This is a genomic window from Mycobacterium sp. SMC-19, assembly GCF_045310815.1.
In the GTDB taxonomy this organism is placed as follows: domain Bacteria; phylum Actinomycetota; class Actinomycetes; order Mycobacteriales; family Mycobacteriaceae; genus Mycobacterium.
Genome location: NZ_JBJIAM010000007.1, coordinates 137,271 through 154,865, shown reverse-complemented (window position 1 = coordinate 154,865; position 17,595 = coordinate 137,271). Strand labels below are relative to the sequence as shown.

At 66.4% G+C, this 17,595-nt stretch carries 22 protein-coding genes; 16 read left to right on the top strand and 6 right to left on the bottom strand.

Annotation, left to right across the window (positions count from 1 at the left end):
• Window positions 1–129 precede the first annotated feature (129 nt).
• From ACJH5R_RS16880 to ACJH5R_RS16870, 3 genes are read left to right on the top strand one after another with little or no spacing between them, the layout of a single operon-like run.
• The gene (locus tag ACJH5R_RS16880; RefSeq protein WP_406782410.1) at window positions 130–558 is read left to right on the top strand and encodes an oxidoreductase; all 429 of its coding nucleotides are present in this window, start codon (window positions 130–132) and stop codon (window positions 556–558) included.
• Complete coding sequence (locus ACJH5R_RS16875) at window positions 555–2,045, top strand: molybdopterin-dependent oxidoreductase (protein ID WP_406782488.1); 1,491 nt, start codon at window positions 555–557, stop codon at window positions 2,043–2,045. The genes ACJH5R_RS16880 and ACJH5R_RS16875 overlap by 4 nt, the downstream gene beginning before the upstream one ends.
• Window positions 2,046–2,055: 10 nt before the next feature.
• Window positions 2,056–2,313: a hypothetical protein gene (locus tag ACJH5R_RS16870; protein WP_406782487.1), complete on the top strand. Its 258-nt coding sequence runs from the start codon at window positions 2,056–2,058 to the stop codon at window positions 2,311–2,313.
• Window positions 2,314–2,382: 69 nt separating this feature from the next.
• Here the strand turns inward: ACJH5R_RS16870 and ACJH5R_RS16865 are convergent, their stop codons facing one another.
• The gene (locus ACJH5R_RS16865) at window positions 2,383–2,667 is read right to left on the bottom strand and encodes a hypothetical protein (RefSeq protein WP_406782409.1); all 285 of its coding nucleotides are present in this window, start codon (window positions 2,665–2,667) and stop codon (window positions 2,383–2,385) included.
• Complete coding sequence (locus tag ACJH5R_RS16860) at window positions 2,664–3,695, bottom strand: hypothetical protein (RefSeq protein ID WP_406782408.1); 1,032 nt, start codon at window positions 3,693–3,695, stop codon at window positions 2,664–2,666. Before ACJH5R_RS16860 ends, ACJH5R_RS16865 begins: the two co-directional genes overlap by 4 nt.
• Window positions 3,696–3,807: 112 nt before the next feature.
• On the opposite strand from ACJH5R_RS16860, the gene ACJH5R_RS16855 reads away from it, so the two are divergent.
• Genes ACJH5R_RS16855 through ACJH5R_RS16835 form a run of 5 tightly spaced genes read left to right on the top strand, consistent with a single transcriptional unit; the run spans window position 3,808 to window position 6,962 of the window.
• Window positions 3,808–4,377 carry a type 1 glutamine amidotransferase domain-containing protein gene (locus tag ACJH5R_RS16855; RefSeq protein ID WP_406782407.1) on the top strand — a complete coding sequence of 190 codons (570 nt, stop codon included), beginning with the start codon at window positions 3,808–3,810 and terminating at the stop codon, window positions 4,375–4,377.
• A complete protein-coding gene (locus ACJH5R_RS16850) occupies window positions 4,377–4,724 on the top strand; it encodes a hypothetical protein (protein WP_406758048.1) in 348 nt (115 codons plus the stop codon). The genes ACJH5R_RS16855 and ACJH5R_RS16850 overlap by 1 nt, the downstream gene beginning before the upstream one ends.
• Window positions 4,725–4,744: 20 nt before the next feature.
• Complete coding sequence (locus tag ACJH5R_RS16845; protein WP_406782486.1) at window positions 4,745–6,205, top strand: aminotransferase class I/II-fold pyridoxal phosphate-dependent enzyme; 1,461 nt, start codon at window positions 4,745–4,747, stop codon at window positions 6,203–6,205.
• Window positions 6,206–6,246: 41 nt separating this feature from the next.
• Window positions 6,247–6,810 (top strand): hemerythrin domain-containing protein, encoded by a 564-nt coding sequence (locus tag ACJH5R_RS16840; RefSeq protein WP_406758049.1) that lies wholly within the window; start codon window positions 6,247–6,249, stop codon window positions 6,808–6,810.
• The gene (locus tag ACJH5R_RS16835) at window positions 6,807–6,962 is read left to right on the top strand and encodes a hypothetical protein (RefSeq protein WP_406758050.1); all 156 of its coding nucleotides are present in this window, start codon (window positions 6,807–6,809) and stop codon (window positions 6,960–6,962) included. Before ACJH5R_RS16840 ends, ACJH5R_RS16835 begins: the two co-directional genes overlap by 4 nt.
• A gap of 35 nt (window positions 6,963–6,997) precedes the next feature.
• On the opposite strand, the gene ACJH5R_RS16830 is transcribed toward ACJH5R_RS16835, so the two are convergent.
• Complete coding sequence (locus ACJH5R_RS16830; RefSeq protein ID WP_406758051.1) at window positions 6,998–7,939, bottom strand: esterase family protein; 942 nt, start codon at window positions 7,937–7,939, stop codon at window positions 6,998–7,000.
• A 257-nt stretch (window positions 7,940–8,196) separates the two neighbouring features.
• On the opposite strand from ACJH5R_RS16830, the gene ACJH5R_RS16825 reads away from it, so the two are divergent.
• Window positions 8,197–8,916, top strand: coding sequence for a cutinase family protein (locus ACJH5R_RS16825; protein WP_406758052.1), 720 nt, complete (start codon window positions 8,197–8,199; stop codon window positions 8,914–8,916).
• Window positions 8,831–10,315: an MFS transporter gene (locus ACJH5R_RS16820; RefSeq protein WP_406782406.1), complete on the top strand. Its 1,485-nt coding sequence runs from the start codon at window positions 8,831–8,833 to the stop codon at window positions 10,313–10,315. Before ACJH5R_RS16825 ends, ACJH5R_RS16820 begins: the two co-directional genes overlap by 86 nt.
• Here the strand turns inward: ACJH5R_RS16820 and ACJH5R_RS16815 are convergent.
• On the bottom strand, window positions 10,312–10,623 hold the full coding sequence (locus ACJH5R_RS16815) for an STAS domain-containing protein (RefSeq protein WP_406758054.1): 312 nt from the start codon (window positions 10,621–10,623) through the stop codon (window positions 10,312–10,314). The genes ACJH5R_RS16820 and ACJH5R_RS16815 overlap by 4 nt on opposite strands.
• A gap of 404 nt (window positions 10,624–11,027) precedes the next feature.
• On the opposite strand from ACJH5R_RS16815, the gene ACJH5R_RS16810 reads away from it, so the two are divergent.
• The 3 genes from ACJH5R_RS16810 (at window position 11,028) to ACJH5R_RS16800 (ending at window position 14,085) form a co-directional block, all read left to right on the top strand.
• Entirely contained in the window at window positions 11,028–12,035 is a 1,008-nt protein-coding gene (locus ACJH5R_RS16810) for a glycosyltransferase (protein WP_406782405.1), read from the top strand.
• Window positions 12,032–13,252, top strand: coding sequence for a glycosyltransferase (locus ACJH5R_RS16805; RefSeq protein WP_406758056.1), 1,221 nt, complete (start codon window positions 12,032–12,034; stop codon window positions 13,250–13,252). The genes ACJH5R_RS16810 and ACJH5R_RS16805 overlap by 4 nt, the downstream gene beginning before the upstream one ends.
• 131 nt (window positions 13,253–13,383) lie before the next feature.
• A complete protein-coding gene (locus tag ACJH5R_RS16800; RefSeq protein WP_406782404.1) occupies window positions 13,384–14,085 on the top strand; it encodes an ANTAR domain-containing protein in 702 nt (233 codons plus the stop codon).
• A gap of 9 nt (window positions 14,086–14,094) precedes the next feature.
• On the opposite strand, the gene ACJH5R_RS16795 is transcribed toward ACJH5R_RS16800, so the two are convergent.
• Window positions 14,095–14,823 carry an STAS domain-containing protein gene (locus ACJH5R_RS16795; protein ID WP_406782403.1) on the bottom strand — a complete coding sequence of 243 codons (729 nt, stop codon included), beginning with the start codon at window positions 14,821–14,823 and terminating at the stop codon, window positions 14,095–14,097.
• A 126-nt stretch (window positions 14,824–14,949) separates the two neighbouring features.
• Window positions 14,950–15,582 (bottom strand): PAS and ANTAR domain-containing protein, encoded by a 633-nt coding sequence (locus tag ACJH5R_RS16790; protein ID WP_406782485.1) that lies wholly within the window; start codon window positions 15,580–15,582, stop codon window positions 14,950–14,952.
• Window positions 15,583–15,889: 307 nt separating this feature from the next.
• Here ACJH5R_RS16790 and ACJH5R_RS16785 point away from each other — a divergent pair, with 307 nt between their 5' ends.
• The 3 genes from ACJH5R_RS16785 to ACJH5R_RS16775 all read left to right on the top strand — a co-directional run bounded on the left by ACJH5R_RS16785 (window position 15,890) and on the right by ACJH5R_RS16775 (window position 17,556).
• A complete protein-coding gene (locus ACJH5R_RS16785) occupies window positions 15,890–16,369 on the top strand; it encodes an MPT63 family protein (protein WP_406758059.1) in 480 nt (159 codons plus the stop codon).
• A gap of 181 nt (window positions 16,370–16,550) precedes the next feature.
• Entirely contained in the window at window positions 16,551–16,730 is a 180-nt protein-coding gene (locus tag ACJH5R_RS16780; protein ID WP_406782402.1) for a hypothetical protein, read from the top strand.
• 142 nt (window positions 16,731–16,872) lie between these two features.
• Window positions 16,873–17,556, top strand: coding sequence for a UdgX family uracil-DNA binding protein (locus ACJH5R_RS16775; RefSeq protein ID WP_406782401.1), 684 nt, complete (start codon window positions 16,873–16,875; stop codon window positions 17,554–17,556).
• Window positions 17,557–17,595 lie beyond the last annotated feature (39 nt).

The following is a 17,595-nucleotide window of genomic DNA, read 5'->3' as shown; positions in this document are numbered from 1 at the left end:
TGCCGAAGCAATCGACGACCACAGCACTGGCCGGCCACCTGACTGAGTCTTTGGAGCGCTCGGGCGTCTTGGATCGCCGCGATGCCGCGAGGTCGCCGGTCGTATCGAAGTGCGCAGGCTAGACCCGCAATGCGCAGCATCGCCTTCAACCTGCCGCGGACGGTGACGCTGGCCGCCGACGCCGCCCTGCTGGGTTTGGCGGGCATGCATGCCTACATGTTGGCCACCGCCGTGCACCGTCCCGGGTACTTCGCGGGGTATTGCGCCACGGTGGTCGTCGGCTGTGTGGTCGCCGCCGCGACTACCTGGATTGACGTCGACGACGTTGTGCCGGCCGCGGGCTGGGTGGCGGGCGGCATCTTGTGCACGGCGTTCCTGATCGGCTATCCGATCAGCCGGGTGGTCAGCCTGCCGGGCCTGTCGGCGCTGACCGGGCGATGGGATCTGGCTCCGGGCAACCTCGCGCTGGCCTGCGCGGCGGCCTTCTTGGTGCTGTATCTGACGGTGCTGACCGGGGTCAATGTGGCGTTCGGGCAGCGCAGGGGCTGGTATGACTGATGTTGCTCGACTATCCGGGTTGGCTGCGGATTGACCACTGGCTCAACGTCTTATTCCTGACCCTGTTGCTGCGCAGCGGCGTCGAGATCCTCTCCACCCATCCCAAGCTGTACTGGCACGCGGACAGCGCTCCCGGGACTGAGTGGGCTCGCTTCACCCGCAAGGTGATGCCCACCGACAAGCTTTACGACACCCTGGATGAGGAAGAGGACTACTCTCCGCTGATCGCGCTGCCTGGCCACAAAGCACTGGGCATGGGCCGGCATTGGCACTTCGCCGCGGTCATCGGCTGGGTTCTCGTCGGATTGTCTTACTACGTATCGCTTTTCGCGACCGGACAATGGCACCGGTACTGGCCGTACTCCTGGTCGATCTTCGCCGAGGCCTGGAACGACGTCGTCACCTACGCCAGCTTCAACCTGCCGCCGCTGCTGCCGGGCGAACCGCTGGACGCCATTCAGAAGCTGACCTATGCCGGGGTGATCTTCGTGCTGGCACCATTTCAGATCCTCACCGGGGCCGCGCAGTCACCGGCGATCGAGGCACGGTTGCCGCGGTATGTGCGGCTGTTCGGCGGCCGGCAAGCTGCTCGCAGCCTGCACTTCCTCGGCCTGGTCGCGTTCGCGGTTTTCATCGCGATCCACCTGACGATGGTCTTCTTCTGGGGCTGGGGCCGGCTCACGGCATTGATGATCTTCGGGTCGGTTCGCAACGCTTACTGGGCGACTGGTCTCTCAGTGCTCATCATCGCGACGATCGTCGCGGTCCACATTGCGGCCACCGTGTGGAGTCAGCGCAGCCCCGCGTCGGTGCGTCGGGTGCTCGGCGCGCTGATCAGCGTTCCGCGCAAGGGTCTGCTGCGCCGCTTGGACTCTCGGCAGAACTACCCGGTGCGCATGCTCTCGAGGGAGCACCGTGTCAATGGCAAGCCGCCGACCGCCGAGTACTACAAGGTGATGGCGGTGCACAACTTCGTCGACTGGCGGCTGCGGGTCGGCGGGCTGGTGGAGCAACCGGTGACGTTGGACTTGGCCGGGGTGCGTGCGCTGGCCGAGCCGCAGACCCAGCGGGTACTGCACAACTGCGTGCAGGGCTGGACGTCGGTCGGCGAGTGGACCGGACTTGCGCTGGGAACCCTGGTGGACCTGGTGCGGCCGCTGCCGCAGGCTCGCTACATCTGCTTTATGAGCATGCAGGACAACAGCACAGACGAGCCGAGTGCGGAGGGCGGAGGCCAGTTCTACGAGGTACTCGACCTCAAGCTGGCCCATAAACCGCAGATGTTGTTGGCCTATGCGATGAACGGCCGGCCGCTGCCGATCAAGCACGGGGCACCGCTGCGGCTTCGGGCCGAGACGCAGGTGGGCTTCAAAATGGCCAAGTGGATCAACCAGATCGAGTTTGTCGACGACTATGTCCATATCGGGAAGGGGCGTGGTGGCTGGCGTGAGGACAACGTCTACTACGGCATGGACGGAGAGATCTGACGTGACCGCAATGGTCGATGCCCGCCCGGAACTGATCGATCTGAGCCAAGTCGCCAGCGATCGGGTGTCGGAACTGGTCACGGTGCGCGGCGGACACTGCGCGGCCTGCGGTGGAACCGATTTCGCGGTCGGTCAAGCGCTGTACCTGGGTTTCTTGTTCCTCGATGAAGACCACGACGCCTACCTCGTCGCACTGACCTGCCGTGATCCCGCTTGCCCGCAGCCGCGAACCGCGATCCGGCTGCGATACAAGGAATTCCTCGGCTAGCCCCCCGGCGTTGACTCTGCGTCCACGGCGGAGTGCACTCGCACTTTTGCGCCGTGGACGCAGAGTCAGTCAGCGGGGCAGGTCGGGGCGGGCCAGATCGAATCGCTCCACCAGATCCGCCACGTCGCGCAACTCGCCACAGATCGCGACAAAGCGGCGCTTGGCGTCGTCGTCGAGCAGGCCACGGCTGTGGTAGTACACCAGTCGGCGCAGCCGCCCGGCCAACGCAGTGCCCCACCGGATGCTCAGGTCATAGACCTGTTCCTCGCCGATCTCGCTGCGCCGCCCCAGATCCCGCAGCGCGCGCAGCTGCTCGGTCAGCACCGCGACGTCGTCGTCGATGCTGATTGTCATAGCGGCGGCTTGGCGACGCTGACGACAACCGGCTGGCCCCGAAAGGTCAGGTATATCCGGTCGGGGCCGATCGCCATGCCGGACAGGGGAGCGGACCGGGCCGGCCCGGACGGTAGACCGGCCCGGTAGTCAAGGACGCGTAGCACCGGAATGCTGGCGTGGGGGTAGCCGGTGAAAGTCGCCGACTCGAAAACGGTTACGCCGGTGTCGGTGGCGGCGTACACCCGGGTATCGTCGGAGCCTAGGTAGCGGATCGGTGAGGCGACCGGCGAGCGGCCGATGACCTGTAGACCGTGCCCGCCGCGCGCGGGCTCGACGGCGTACAGCGTGTCGCCGCGAGCGTCGGCCAGATAGACCCGGGCTGTCGCGGTGCCGTCACCCGCCGCCACGAAAACTCTTGCGTCGTAATGACCGTGTTGCTCCGGCGGCGACGATGGGCCCTTGTAATACGAGAGCCCGCCCGGCCCATAGACGTGGTATTCGATGGTGCGCCCGCGGTTGGCGCCGTCGATGGCACCGGTGGGGCCCGCGGATACCCGAGCGCCGGGCAGCTTCCGCAGGCCGACCTCCTCGACCGGGGTCACCGTCGCCCCGTCGCTGGATAACGCGAGCAGCACCCGCATACCTGAATCCTCGGACAGATAGTTCGGCGCCGGCCCCGCGTCGATGTCGCCGATTTGCCGGAGGCCGGTCAACTCGACCGCTGCTACGCGATCGCGCGCCGGCTGCGGCACGAACACGGTCCGATCATCTGCGCGGCTGATCTGTACGTTGCGCCCGGCGCCCAGCGGTTGCGACAGCCGAATGGCCGCCGTGTCCGGCTGCTCAGGGTGATCGACCGCCGCCAATCGCCCGTCGTCGGTGAGTGCGAGCAGCGCGCCGGTGGCATAGGACAAGACGGGGGAGTGCAGTGGCATCCGCACCGGCACCGAGACGGCTTCCGCCGTGGTCTGCGAGACCGGGGCCGAGCAGCCCGCACAAGCCAGCAGGCCGGCCACTGTCGCCCCGAACCCGGCCCCCCAATTCATGACGGCGGGGTACCCCCGTAAGCGCAGTACTACACCGCTTCGTTTGTGCGACCGGGCACCCGGGTATGCGGGTCGCTACCGGGAGCTGACGGCAGCACAGGAAGGAGAGGTCATGTCCGGATCGCTGGAAGGGCGACGGGTCGCATTTCTGGTGGCGCCGGAAGGTGTCGAACAGGTCGAGCTGACCGAACCGTGGCGCGCGGTCACTGAGGCCGGTGGGCGCCCGGCGCTGGTGTCCACAGCCGACGGCCCCGTTCAGGCCTTCAACCATCTGGACCGCGCCGACAAGTTCGACGTCGACCGGCAGGTCAAGGATGTGTCGGCGGATGACTTCGATGCGCTGGTCCTGCCGGGCGGGGTGGCCAACCCCGACCAGTTGCGCACCGATGAACGCGCGGTGTCGTTCGTGCGGGAGTTCTTCGACGTGGGTAAACCGGTCGCCGTTATCTGCCATGGCCCATGGACACTGGTGGAAGCCGGAGTTGTTGCCGGCAGGCGGATTACGTCGTGGCCGAGCGTGCGTACCGACATCGTCAATGCGGGCGGTGATTGGGTGGACGAGGAGTTGGTGCGCTGCGACTGCGGGCCATCGATCCTCTTGTCGAGCCGTAAACCCGACGACCTGCCGGCCTTCTGCGATGCGCTGGTGGAAGAGTTCGCGGCGCGCGGGGCGACGTTGTGATGACAGAGCCGATGCCGGTACCGGTCGAGACCGACAACCGCCGCGCCCGGCTCTGGGTGAACTGGGCCGCTGCTCTGCTGACCGCCGCCGGGGCCGCCTTGGTGATGGTGGTAGCGACCGGCGCGGTGATGAGCACCGCCGCCTGTAGCACCGCCGAGTGTCCCGATCTCGGGCCCAGCGGAGCCGTGTTCGGACTGCTCTATTACGGCGCGCCGGCCATTGCCGCACTGACCATTCTGGCCTCCTTCTTCACGGCGGGACGCCGCCGCGGTTTCCTGGTGCCGGTGGCCGGTTGGGTGCTGCTGGGGGTCGATCTGCTGGCGCTGGTGATCGCCTTCCGACGCTGAACGACGGGCGGATGGCCGATATGGATCAGCGCCGAGCACCTGTTCTGGAAGCCCTGGCCGATTACCAACGCAGGGACCGTTATGGGTTCAGCCCGCCCGGACACCGCCGGGGACGTGGCGCAGACATGTCAGTGCTCGAGGTGTTGGGGGCCGACCTGTTCCGCGCCGATGTGCTCGCCCGCGGCGGCTTGGATGACTGGGAAGCACGCGCAGAGTTCTTGACCGATGCCGAGCAACTGATGGCCGACGCCGTGGGTGCCTCGACGGCATTCTTCTCCACCTGTGGCAGTTCGCTTTCCGTTCGTGCCGCGATGATGGCGGTGGCCGGCGGCGATAGCGGCGGGCTGCTGCTGCCGCGCGACAGTCACAAATCTGTGGTGGGCGGGTTGATCTTCTCCGGCATCCAGCCACGCTGGATCGCCCCACGCTGGGACGCCGAACGGCATCTGTGCCACCCGCCCTCACCGGAACGGGTGGCCGGTGCGTGGGAGGAGAATCCCGACGCCGCGGGTGCGCTGGTGGTCAGCCCGTCGCCGTACGGTACCTGCGCGGACCTGGCTGCCATCGCCGACATTTGTCATGAGCGGGGCAAGCCACTGATCGTCGATGAGGCCTGGGGCGCCCACCTGCCCTTCCATGAAGACCTGCCGACCTGGGCGATGGACGCCGGCGCCGACGTCTGCGTGGTCAGCGTGCACAAGATGGGAGCGGGTTTCGAGCAGGGCTCGGTCTACCACATCCAGGGCGATCTCATCGACCGGGAGCGACTGACGGCGTGCGCCGATCTGTTGATGACCACCAGCCCCAGCGTGCCGATCTACGCGGCACTGGACGGCTGGCGCCGCCAGATGGTGCACCACGGGCATGAACTACTGGACGCCGCAATCAAATTGGCGCGCGACGTGCGCGGGCGCATCGATGAGATACCCGACGTCGAGGTGCTTGAGCATGCGTTGTTGGGCAAGGAGGCCTCCCACGACCTGGACCGGCTGCAGGTGCTGGTCGACGTGTCGGCAACCGGGACGTCGGGCTATCAGGCCAGAGACTGGCTACGCGAACAGCGCTGCCTCGACGTGGGATTGGCCGATCACCGGCGCATCCTGATCACCATGTCCTTCGCCGATGACCACCGAACGGCTGACCGGCTGCTGGAGGCGCTGTGCGGCTGGCGCGACGCCGCGACGTCCTTCCAGCGACCGCCTGCGATCCGATTGCCTTCCCCGCAGGAACTGCAGCTGGAAACCGTGCAGTTGCCCCGGGATGCCTTCTTCGGCCCCACCGAGATGATCGCCGCAGCGCGGGCTGCCGGACGTATCGCTGCAGAGCAGATCACGCCGTATCCGCCGGGCGTGCCGGCCGTGGTGCCCGGCGAGCGGCTCAACACCGCCGTTATCGATTACCTGCGCTCGGGGCTGGCCGGCGGGATGGCGCTGCCCGACGCCGCGGATTCGTCACTCGAGCACATCCGAGTGGTGGCTTAGGCGCGGGTTTTGCCCCAACTGCGTCGGGGTAGCCCATAGCCATGGCACAGACGACATTGCACAGCCGGACAGACGTGGTCGATTTCCTCACCGAACAGCACCAGCGCATCAAAACGCTGTTCGACGAGACGCTGCTGGCCGCCGGCGGCGAGCGCGACGAGTCGTTCGTGCGGTTGCGCCGGCTGCTGGCCGTTCACGAGACGGCAGAAGAAGAGATCGTGCATCCGCGGGCAGCCCATGAGCTCGACAACGGGCGCGCGATGATCGACGCACGGCTGGCCGAGGAGAAGAAGGCCAAAGAGGCCCTGGGCGAGCTGGAGAACGTCAACGTCGATTCGGAGTTCTTCACCGAAAAGCTCCGGGAACTTCGCGACGACGTCCTCGAACATGCCGGCCACGAAGAACACGACGAATTTGCCCAGCTGCGTGACGAACTCAGCGAATCAGAACTGAAGCTGTTGGAGCGGGCGGTCAGGCTCGCCGAGGCGATCGCACCGACCAGGCCGCACGCTGGGGTCGAGGGCGCGCTTGCCAACGCCTTCGTCGGCCCGTTTGCCTCGATGGTGGACCGGGCACGCGACGCGATCCTGGGGTATGACTCATGATCGGCCTCGGGGTGTTGCTGCTGATCCTGGGTCTGGTTTTCAACATCTACGTGCTGTGGGCGGTCGGGATCGTCCTGTTGGTCGTGGGTGCGGTGTTCTGGATACTAGGGTCGGTGGGCCGACCGGTGGCCGGCAGGCGCTACTGGTACTGATCGCCGTTGCTGGTCTTCCCCGCCGGGCACCCACGTCAGACTCGCCCGCCGGCGCCCAGCGTGCCTTGCATGTCGGGTTTCATGGCCACCAGTTGGGCGTTCCAATAGCCCCAACTGTGCACCCCGGCAGCGTCGATGTTGAACGTGGCGTTGTGACCGCCCGCACCGGTGTAGGCGTCGCGGAATGCGACGTTGCTCTGCATCACAACCTGCTCGATCACCTGGCCGGGCAGGCTGCCCTCGCCGATCTCCGACGGGGTGCCGTTGCCGCTGTAGATCCACAGCCGGGTTCCGTTGCCCGCCAGGCGCCCGGCCTGGACCGTCGGGTCGTTGCGTTGCCATCCTGCGCTGCCCGAGGGGCCCCACATGTCCTGGGGGTTGAAGCCGCCCTCGTCGTTCATCGCCATCCCGATCAACGTCGGCCCGTTGCCGCTGGACGGCGTCAGCAGCGCCGAAAGTGACGCGGCATAAGCGAATTGCTGCGGATGGTAGGCCGCTAAAATCAGTGCCGACGACCCGGACATGGAGATGCCCACCACCGCGTTGCGGGTGGAGCGCACACCTTTCCCCGAGAGGAAGTTCGGCAGTTCACTGGTCAGAAACGTCTCCCATTTATAGGTCTGCCCGTTGGCCGATCCGTACCAGTCGGTGTAGAAGCTGGAGCGCCCACCGACCGGTGCCACCACCGATATCCCGGAACCGGCGTACTCGCTGAACGCCGGCGTCTCGATGTCCCAGCCGCTGCGATCGTCGCGAGCGCGCAAACCGTCCAACAGGTAGACGGCCGGTGCGCCGCCGCCCTGGAATTCCACGGTGATGTTGTGCCCCATGCTCGGCGACGGCACAGAGAGGAATTCCGGCCCGGCAGCCGCGGCGGGCGGGGCCGATGCGCCCAAGCCGATCAATGCCGGCAGCAACGCCGTCGCCGCTGCGACCGCGCTGACCCGGCGCGGCCGGTGCGTTGCGTTGTTCCACATCGTTCTCCCCTTTCGCGCAGACCCGAGCACCAAGGCCCGTCGGCCGGGTGTGCGAGAGGGGAGAGATCGACACAGGGTCGGGAGGCTTTGGGTCCAGCCGTCGGCATTGCGAGATACCGCGGATGGCTGCCCTGCAGTCTGAAGACAGATATCTAACCTTCTTGTCTTAACAAAGTGGGGGACCGTTGTCCAGAGTGTTCGCCAAAGCGCTGCCGGGATATAAATTTTTTGGACATACGGTTTGAGGCGGTGGCGCGGTGGGCACCTACACCGACATGTCCGCGCGTACCAGCCTCGATTCCATTGGCCCGCTGGCAATCGCGGTATCGGTAGCCGGTACCGCGATGCTTCTGGCTTCCGGCGCTCCCACCGCTCGGGCTGCGCCGTGTCCCGACACCGAGGTGGTCTTCGCGCGGGGAACCGGTGAGCCGCCGGGCGTGGGCCCGACCGGTCAGGCGTTTCTCAATGCGCTGAACGCACGGCTGGGAACAAGCCCAGCCGTTTACGCGGTCAATTACCCGGCCAATGACCACTGGGACACCGGCGTCGACGGCATTCGGGACGCCGGTGCCCACGTCGTCTCCCGGGCGACCAGCTGTCCCAGAACCAAGATGGTGCTGGGCGGCTACTCACAGGGCGCGGCGGTCATGGGTTTCGTTACGTCGGCTCAGGTGCCCGACGGCGTCGATCCGGCGACAGTGCCCAAGCCGCTGGACCCCGACGTCGCCGACCATGTCGCTGCGGTCGTGTTGTTCGCCATGCCCAACGAACGGGCGATGAACTTCCTCAAAGAACCCACGATCGCGATCGGACCCCTGTATCAGGCCAAGACCCTGCAGGTGTGCGCCGTCGAGGACGCGGTGTGCTCTGACGGCATGAACTTCGCGGCACATGACAGCTACGCCGGCGACGACGCAACGATGGTCCAACAAGGGGCCGACTTCGCCGCCCGCCAGCTCCAAGGCCGGGTGGGATAGCCCGCTGGCCGGTCGCAGACATCGCCGCCGACGTTGGCGGCGCGAGCAGATCCGGGTCACCGATCCTGAGCAGGTCCGCCGCTCCATCCGCGGTACCGCCATCGGTAACTTCATGGAGTGGTACGACTTTGGGGTCTACGGCTATCTGGCCACCACCATCGCGCGGGTGTTCTACCCAGGCACCGGCACCGGCAGCCTGATCGGCGCCTTCGGCACCCTGGCAGCGGCGTTCGCGGTGCGCCCGATCGGCGGATTGGTCTTCGGCCCACTCGGTGATCGGATCGGGCGTAAGCGGGTGCTGGTCACCACCCTGCTGCTGATGACACTCGGCACCACCGCTACCGGGCTGCTTCCGAGCTACAGCGCTATCGGTGTCGCAGCACCCATCCTGCTCGTCGCGACGCGAATGGTGCAGGGCTTCTCCGCCGGCGGCGAATACGTCGGCGCGATGGTCTACGTCGGCGAACAGGCCCCGGACAACAAGCGCGGCATGATGGCCGGATTTCTACCGTTGAGTTCGCAGGCCGGCTACGTCGCAGCCGGCGCGCTGGTCACCGTACTGCAGAGTCGGTTGAGCGACGAGGAAATGCTTGGCTGGGGGTGGCGAATCCCGTTGTTGCTCAGCGCGCCACTGGGGCTCGCCGCCCTCTACCTGCGACTGCGTTTGGAGGAATCACCGGTCTATGAACAGGCGGGCGGCCGGCAGGAAGACTCCGACGACACCGCCGCGCGGCAACTGCGGCGCACCGCCAGGCAGTGGAGGCCCCTACTGCTGTGCATCGCACTGGTGCTGACCTACAACGTCACCGACTACCTGCTCACCGGGTATCTGCCCACGTACCTTCAGAGGACTGCGCAGATCCCACACACCGCCGGGCTGCTGGTGATCGTGCTGACGCTGTTGGTTCTGATGGCGACCGTGGTCCTGGTGGCCCGGCTGTCGGATCACATCGGAGTCAAACCGGTGCTGTGGACGGGATGCGCCATGCTGCTGGCTCTTTCGATTCCGGCGTTCAGCCTGATCCACTCCGCCCACGACTATCCGACGGCGTTCGCCGGAGTTCTGTTGGTCGGGCTGATGCTGCTGTGCTTCGATGCGACATTGCCGGCCACCCTGCCGGCCCTGTTTCCCACCCCGGTGCGTTACGGGGCGCTGGCGATAGGGTTCAACCTGTCGGTCTCGGCATTCGGCGGCACCACACCCCTGATAGCCGAGACACTGGTCTCAAGCACCGGCAACCCGATGGCCCCGGCCTACCTTTTGGTCGCAGCCGGGGCTATCGGTGCGCTCGCGCTGGTATTCACCCCCGAAGTCGCCGGACGGCGACTACCCGGCTCGGGGCCGGCAGTGGAGAGCGAGGCACGGGCGCGCGAACTCGCCCGAGGACGCAAAAGCTAACGGACCTGCCGGAACCCCTGCACGCCGGCCAGCGCGTCAGCCACCGACGTGGTGGTGGGGAGTGCGTTTCCGGGATCGCAGATCCGCAGCAGGCGCGACACCGTGACACCGGGCACCGTCGTGCAATAGACCATCGTTTCGGCGCATCGGTCGGTTATCGTCTTGAGTGCCGAAAAGCCTGCGGTACCAATGAATTCCAGGTCATTAAGGTCAAGTACCAGCCACTCGCAGTAGCTCGCGCAACGTTGCACGTAGTCGGCCAGCTGGCCGGCGTTGGAGGCGTCGAGTTCACCGCCGACGCTGATCACTGCTCCTGAGCGTCCCCAGCGGGTGACGGAACGGGCGGTGCGGCTCGCCCAGGTATCTGACGGGGGAAGGGAATCTATTCGGGTCGCCGGGAACACCGATCCGGCGGTTCTTAAAGCGGGCATTGAATTACTCCATCAGTCGAAACTCGTACTGTGGATCGCGTCGATGCGAGTTACACCTTCACGGATGAGATGCAGGGAGGAAGCCTCCCTGGCTAGCGTGGTTGACGCGTCTTTCCGGGTGGCTGTTAACTCAACCTGCTAACGAACCTACGCCTATGTTCGGCGCACTGCAACGATTCGGTAACGGTGCTTTCTTCGACCGCCTCCGAATCCCCTTGTAGCAAACCGTTTCGGGGACCTTTTCCACGTTTAAGCGCCGGTGTCGCGGGTAACAACCGCTTATGGCATTTCCGCAGACCACCCAGCGTTCGCTGCTCGTCTGGCATGTGCACGGCTCGTGGATGGAATCCTTCGTCGCCGGCGAACACCGCTACCTCATTCCGGTCAACGCCCCACGTGATCTCGACGGCCGGGGTTTGTGCGGTCGCGACTGGCCGAGGGCGCAGGAAGTGCCCCTGCCTGAACTGCGCGAACAAGAAATCGATCTGGTGGTGCTGCAGCGGCCACATGAGATCGAGCTGACCGCGCGGGTGCTGGGCCGGCGGCCCGGAATCGATGTTCCCGCGGTGTACGTCGAGCACAACACCCCGCGGCCGTTCGTGGTGGAGAGTCTGCACCCGATCGCGGACCGCGCAGACATCCCGCTGATCCACGTCACCGCGTTCAACCAGCTGATGTGGGACAACGGCCGTGCACCCACCAGGGTGATCGATCATGGCATCGCCGATCCGGGCCATCTGTACACCGGGGACATCGCGGCCGCCGGTGCCCTGATCAACGAACCGCTGCGGCGGTGGCGCACCGTCGGCGCGGACTTGCTGGGCCCGTTGGGGCAATCCGCGGCCGTCGATGTCTGGGGAATCGGCACCGAAGACCTCAACGATCCGGCGCATCGGTGCGCTGGCGTCGTCGGCCACGGTGACCTGCGCACCGACCAACTGATGAAGGAACTGGCGCACCGGCGGGTCTATCTGCACACCGCGCGCTGGACGTCGCTGGGTCTGTCGCTGCTGGAAGCCATGTTCCTGGGAATGCCGGTGGTGGCGGTGGCTGCCACGATGGCACCGATGGTGGTGCCCCCCGAGGCAGGCGTCGTCAGCGCGGACCTCGACACCTTGCGGACCGCGCTGAGCGGGTTGATCGCCGACCGCTACCTGGCCGAGGTGGTCGGTAAGGCGGCACGCAACTACGCCATGGAGCACTTCGGCCTCGACCGATTCCTTCATCAATGGGACCAGGTCATCGAGGCGCAGTGCAGCGCCGGGAGTAGCGGGGGGGTACTGCCGTGAAGATCGCGATGATTTCCGAACATGCCAGCCCGCTGGCCGCGCTGGGTGGGGCCGATGCCGGCGGCCAGAACGTCCACGTCGCTGAGCTGTCGGCGGCGTTGGCCCGCCGTGGCCACGATGTCGACGTCTACACCCGCCGCGATGACCCGGAGCTGCCCGAGCGGGTGCGCACCGACCAGGGTTACACGGTGGTTCACGTGCCGGTGGGGCCGCCGCGCCAGGTGCCCAAAGATGAACTCTTGCGGTACATGGTCGCCTTCGGTCGGTACCTGGACGCGCAGTGGGACCGCGAGCGTCCCGACATCGCGCACGCACATTTCTGGATGTCCGGGATCGCCGCGCAGCTGGCCGCCAAACACCGGCGGGTGCCCACGGTTCAGACCTTTCATGCGTTGGGCGTGGTCAAGCAGCGACACCAGGGCCGGCGTGACACCAGCCCCGCCGAACGGCTGCGGTTGGAGACCCGCGTCGCGGAAGAGGCGACATGGGTGACAGCTGGCTGCAGTGATGAGGCTTTCGAGTTGATGCGGCTGGGCCGAGACCGGTTGCGAATCTCGGTGGTGCCCGGTGGTGTCGACGTGGAGCGGTTCTCCCCGCGCGGTCCGGTCGCAGAACATTCCGGGCGGCGGCGCATCGTGGCGGTAGGGCGGTTTGTCCCCCGCAAGGGATTCGACACGGTGATAGAGGCATTGACGACGGTGCCCAGCGCTGAGCTGGTGATCGCCGGCGGACCGCAGCGGGCAGAACTCGAGACGGTTCCGGAAGCCTGTCGGCTGCTCAAACTGGCCGCCGACCTCGGTGTGGCAGAACGGGTGTCGCTGTGCGGCTCCGTCGCCCGGGCGGACATGCCGGCCTTGCTGCGCTCGGCGGATGTCGTTGCGTGTACGCCTTGGTACGAGCCGTTCGGCATCGTGCCGCTGGAGGCGATGGCCTGCGGCGTGCCGGTGGTGGCCTCGGCGGTGGGCGGCATGCTCGACACCGTCGTCCACGACGTGACGGGACTGCTGGTACCGCCAAAGGATCCGCGTGCCTGCGCGAATGCCATCAACGCCATCCTGCGGGATCGCCGAGCCGCGTCCGGCTTCGGCAAGGCCGGGCGAGAGCGGGCCCGCTCGAGGTACTCCTGGGACCGGGTCGCCACTGACACCCTGCGGGTGTACGACCGGCTCCTGCCCGTAGCGGCACCGGCGGCAACCCGGGTGTTGGGGACGGGCTGAGAACCGGGTGCACAAAGCTCTTGGTTCGGGGCAGGGTTTGTCTGTCACCGACGACGCTGGGGCGATTGCCGCTGCAGGCTGATCGGAGGAACATGGACACATCGAACGGGCGAGCTGAGCGGAACGAAGACATGGCGTTGACGAGCCGCAACGACATGATGCGCGATGTGGCGGATCTGGTTCACACGTTGAATCAGCGATCGCACATCGAATCCGACGGCGCGCTGGATGAGCTGGTGACAAATCTGCTTACGTACATGTCCTGTGCTCAACACGCCGGTGTCACGCTCACGACGTCGAGCGGCGATGTCCAAACCCTTTCTGCGACAGACCGGTACCCGGCCGTGCTGGATGACATCCAGCGCCGGCAGCGCGAGGGGCCGTGCCTGGCGGCAGCCTGGAAGCATCATGTCGTTCGTCTGGATGACGTCAAGAGCGACGAGCGCTGGCCGTCGTATTGCCGGGAGGTCGCGGCCACGACGCCGATCCGGTCGATCCTGGCGTTCGAACTGTTCACCGGCGAGGACACCACGGGTGCCCTGAACTTCTACTCCCACGCCGCCAACGCCTTCGACGACGACTCGGTGGAGTTGGGTTTGGCCCTGGCGACCCATGCCGCGCTGGCCTGGCACATGGTTCGCCGCGACGAACAGTTCCGCAGTGCGCTGGCCTCCCGCGACATCATCGGTCAGGCCAAAGGCATCCTCATGGAGCGGTTTGCCATCGACGCATTGCAAGCCTTCGAGCTGCTCAAACGACTGTCGCAGACCTCCAACACGCCGCTGGCTGAGGTGGCACAGCAATTGGTGAGACGCGACGGCCGGGCGCCGTGAGCTGGTGGGCTAAAGCCGGCTGTCCGGCCTGATCACCGCCCAGACGGTCTTGCCGGGACGAGTGGGTGTACTGCCCCACGCGCGACAGACCGCACCGACTACGGCCAAGCCTGACGCTCGGGCAGGCAAGCCGTCTGGGCCCTCGTGGAGCACAGCCGGGGCGGCATCGGCATCTTGGACCGCGATGGTGACCGTCGAGCCCGCCCTTTCCAGCAGGACAGTCGGTGAGCTGTCGGTATGGCGTAAGACGTTTTCCACGAGCACGTCCACGATCACCTTGGCCGTTGGTATCAGCTGATCCTGCGACCAGCTGGACAGCCACTCCGCGACGAAGTCACGGGAACGGCGCAAGCTGCTCAAGCGGCGTGGAAGTTCTGCGCTGACCCTGCAGCGGGTGCGTTTGGGGCGTGGCAGCGAGACCAACGCAGTCTCAAGGTTGGGGTGTGCCGGGACGTAGCGCGTCACACCGGTTTCGGAGAGCCGCGCCATGGTGTCGGGTCGCTCGCAGACCAACCGGATCGGGATATCGGGCCAAACGCTGACATGCCAACGAGCGCTGGTGAACACAGACCATGCCGAGCGCGCCGGGACTTCCAGGCCGCCGACGTCGACCAGCACCGCCGGCGGTTCGTCGAGCGCCGCCTTGATCACGCGGTCGCGCAGTTCGAGGTAGTTGCTGCTGTCCAGCGTTCCGACGGCGGTCAGCAGGCAAACCCCGCCAACGTCACTTGCCGACACAGTGACTGGACCTGGCGCCCTAGTCATGGCCGCACCCGGTCTTCAGTCCGTCGTCGCACTCGTTCACCACTAAGGGACCAATTACCCGCCAGTGCCGACAAGTTCACCTGTCGTGCTGCCGCAATTTCAGGTCACGGTCAACAGAGTGTGGTCCAGATCGGAGAGCACCTCTGACGGCAGTCTGCCAGTGAAAGCAGCCAGGAAGCGGGCTGCCAGGTCACGCACTTTGACATTGGTCTCCTGCGAGCGCCACACCAGGATGTCGAATGCGCGCTCGGCGGAGATGCCGTAGGCGACCATCAGAACGCCCTTGGCCTGCTCGATCACCGCACGGGACTCGGCGACCTCGGAGACCGCGGCGCTGACATCGGCCTGCAGCACATCGGTGACGTCGACGTAGAAGCCGGCCGTTCCGGTCACTGTGCCGTCATCGTCGAGCATGCGATCGCCGACCACGATCACCCAGTGCTCCTGGCCGCCGGTGTCGATGATCCGGTGCCGGCTGCTGAACGGCTCGCCCTCCACGACGCGCTCCAGCACCTCAGCCACCTGGGCCCGGTCCTCGGGATGCTTGTGCTGTAGGAGTAGCTCGGTCGTGGGCGTCACCGTGCCCGGCTCGTAGCCGTGCATCCGGGCGACCGTATCCGACCACTCCCAGCGCTGCTCGCCGAGCCAGTAATGGAACCGTCCGACCCGTTGCGGCTCGCCGTGACTGACCACCAGGTCGAGATCACTCTGGACCACAGACTCGCCGCCCATTGGCGTCACGAACGAAGCGTTGACATCCCCGACCACCGCATACCCGCCTTCTCGTACACAACAGTATGAGCTGATTCCAACGGCCGGCGGGGGCAAACCGCGGCCTGGAATCGCAGGATGAATGCACGGACGATCCAGACCGGCGCTACCTGCTGAACGCCCGAGCGACGTAACTATCCACAATTTCGCCGCGCCGCGCAACTACCACCGTGTTTTCCCGTCGGCCGTTCCGGGTAGGCGCTGTGACAGGCGTGTTCCAGCAAAGCGGACCGCCGCGAAGTATCGACTCGATGGAAGGAGTCAACAAGTGAAGCTCTCCAAGACTGCGGCCAAGACGGCCGCCGGCGCGGCCGGAATCGCCGCGCTGAGCGCTTTCTCCGCGACCACCGCCATGGCCGAGCCGGCGATCCAACCGTTCGGCACGCCCGAACAGCTCAACGACGGGGCGATGGCTACGTCCTACACGGTCAGCAACCTGGGCCCGGCCCACGTCACCATTCCGGGCTACCAGCCCCACGGCAAGTTGTATCAGGCTGACGTGACCGCTCGTGCGGACCGCGGCACGGTGACCCCGGTAGTCACCGACTTCAACGCCAGGGCGGCCAACAGCGACACCTACCGCGTGATCAACACGGTGCCCACGCCGGGCGGTATCAATCCCGGGCCCATCGCCCAGGGTGCTGCCGCCGACGGGAAGATCTACTTCGACGTGACCGGCCCGCCGCCGGACGGAGTGGTCTATAACGACGGCGTCCAGGACGTGCTGATCTGGACCAGCAAGGCCTGATGCCGAGCCGAGATGGGCCCGATCGGGGGGTCGGGCCCATTCGGATGACCGATCACGATGTTTATCCCAAGGCAACCGGGGTAAACGTCGTGATCGCGCGCCACTGACGGCGCGATATCGATGGAGCCGACTGGAGGACATCATGGGCGTGCTGGGAATAACGGGCAAGGCGCTAGGGTCGATGGCAGCGTTCGCAGGTGTCACGGCGGCGGCCGTAGTGGTGATGGCGGCGCCGGGTTCGGTTGGTCCGGCGAATGCGGACCCGGACTCTGAAGCCAACACAACATCTTCCACCACGAGTTCAGCGGTCACCACGGTCTCGGGGACCACTTCTGCCAGCGCCCCGGCCACCGGGAACTGAGGAGCGTCGTCTGCCCGGTCAGGCCTGCAATCGTTGCCACGATTAGCCCCCTGCGTTACGGGTATGTCTGACTCATGACGACCCTGGGTTATGCGTTGTCCTGCGAGGAGTTCCATCCCAACGAGCTGGCGGCGTCGGCGTAATGGCAGCGACCAAAGAGCCTGGGGCGCAGCGGTACCTGCCAGAGCGGCGGACGCTGAGCGCCCTGCGTGAGGCGGCCGCGCAGTGCCGTGGTTGCACGCTGTACCGCGACGCGACGCAGACGGTGTTCGGCGAGGGGCGCCGGGGGGCGCCGCTGATGCTGGTTGGCGAGCAGCCCGGCGATCACGAGGATCTTGAGGGCCACCCGTTCGTCGGCCCGGCCGGGCGGTTGTTGGACCGTGCGATGCGCGACGCACACGTTGATCCGTCGTCGGCGTATGTGACCAACGCGGTCAAGCACTTCAAGTTCACCCGCCGCGAGGGCAAGCGCCGGATCCACCAGAAGCCGGGCCGCACCGAGGTGGTGGCGTGTCGGCCGTGGCTGATCGCCGAGATCGACTCGGTGCGGCCAGAAGTGGTGATCTGTCTGGGCGCCACGGCCGCGCAGTCACTGTTGGGTGCGTCGTTTCGCGTCTCCAGCGGGCGCGGTGAGTTGCTGTGTCTGCCTGGCCTGGCGGGCTCCAACGGCCGGCCGCGGGTCCTGGCCACCGTTCATCCCTCGGCGGTGCTGCGGGACCGCAGTGACCAGCATGCGCAGGCCTACGAGGCATTCGTCGACGACCTGCGGATAGCCCGCAGCGCCGTGACCGAAGGTAGCGCACCGCTGGTGCACCCCGCCGTTTGACAAAGCCGGTGGCGGGTAACCGTGTGCGTGTTGAAGGGA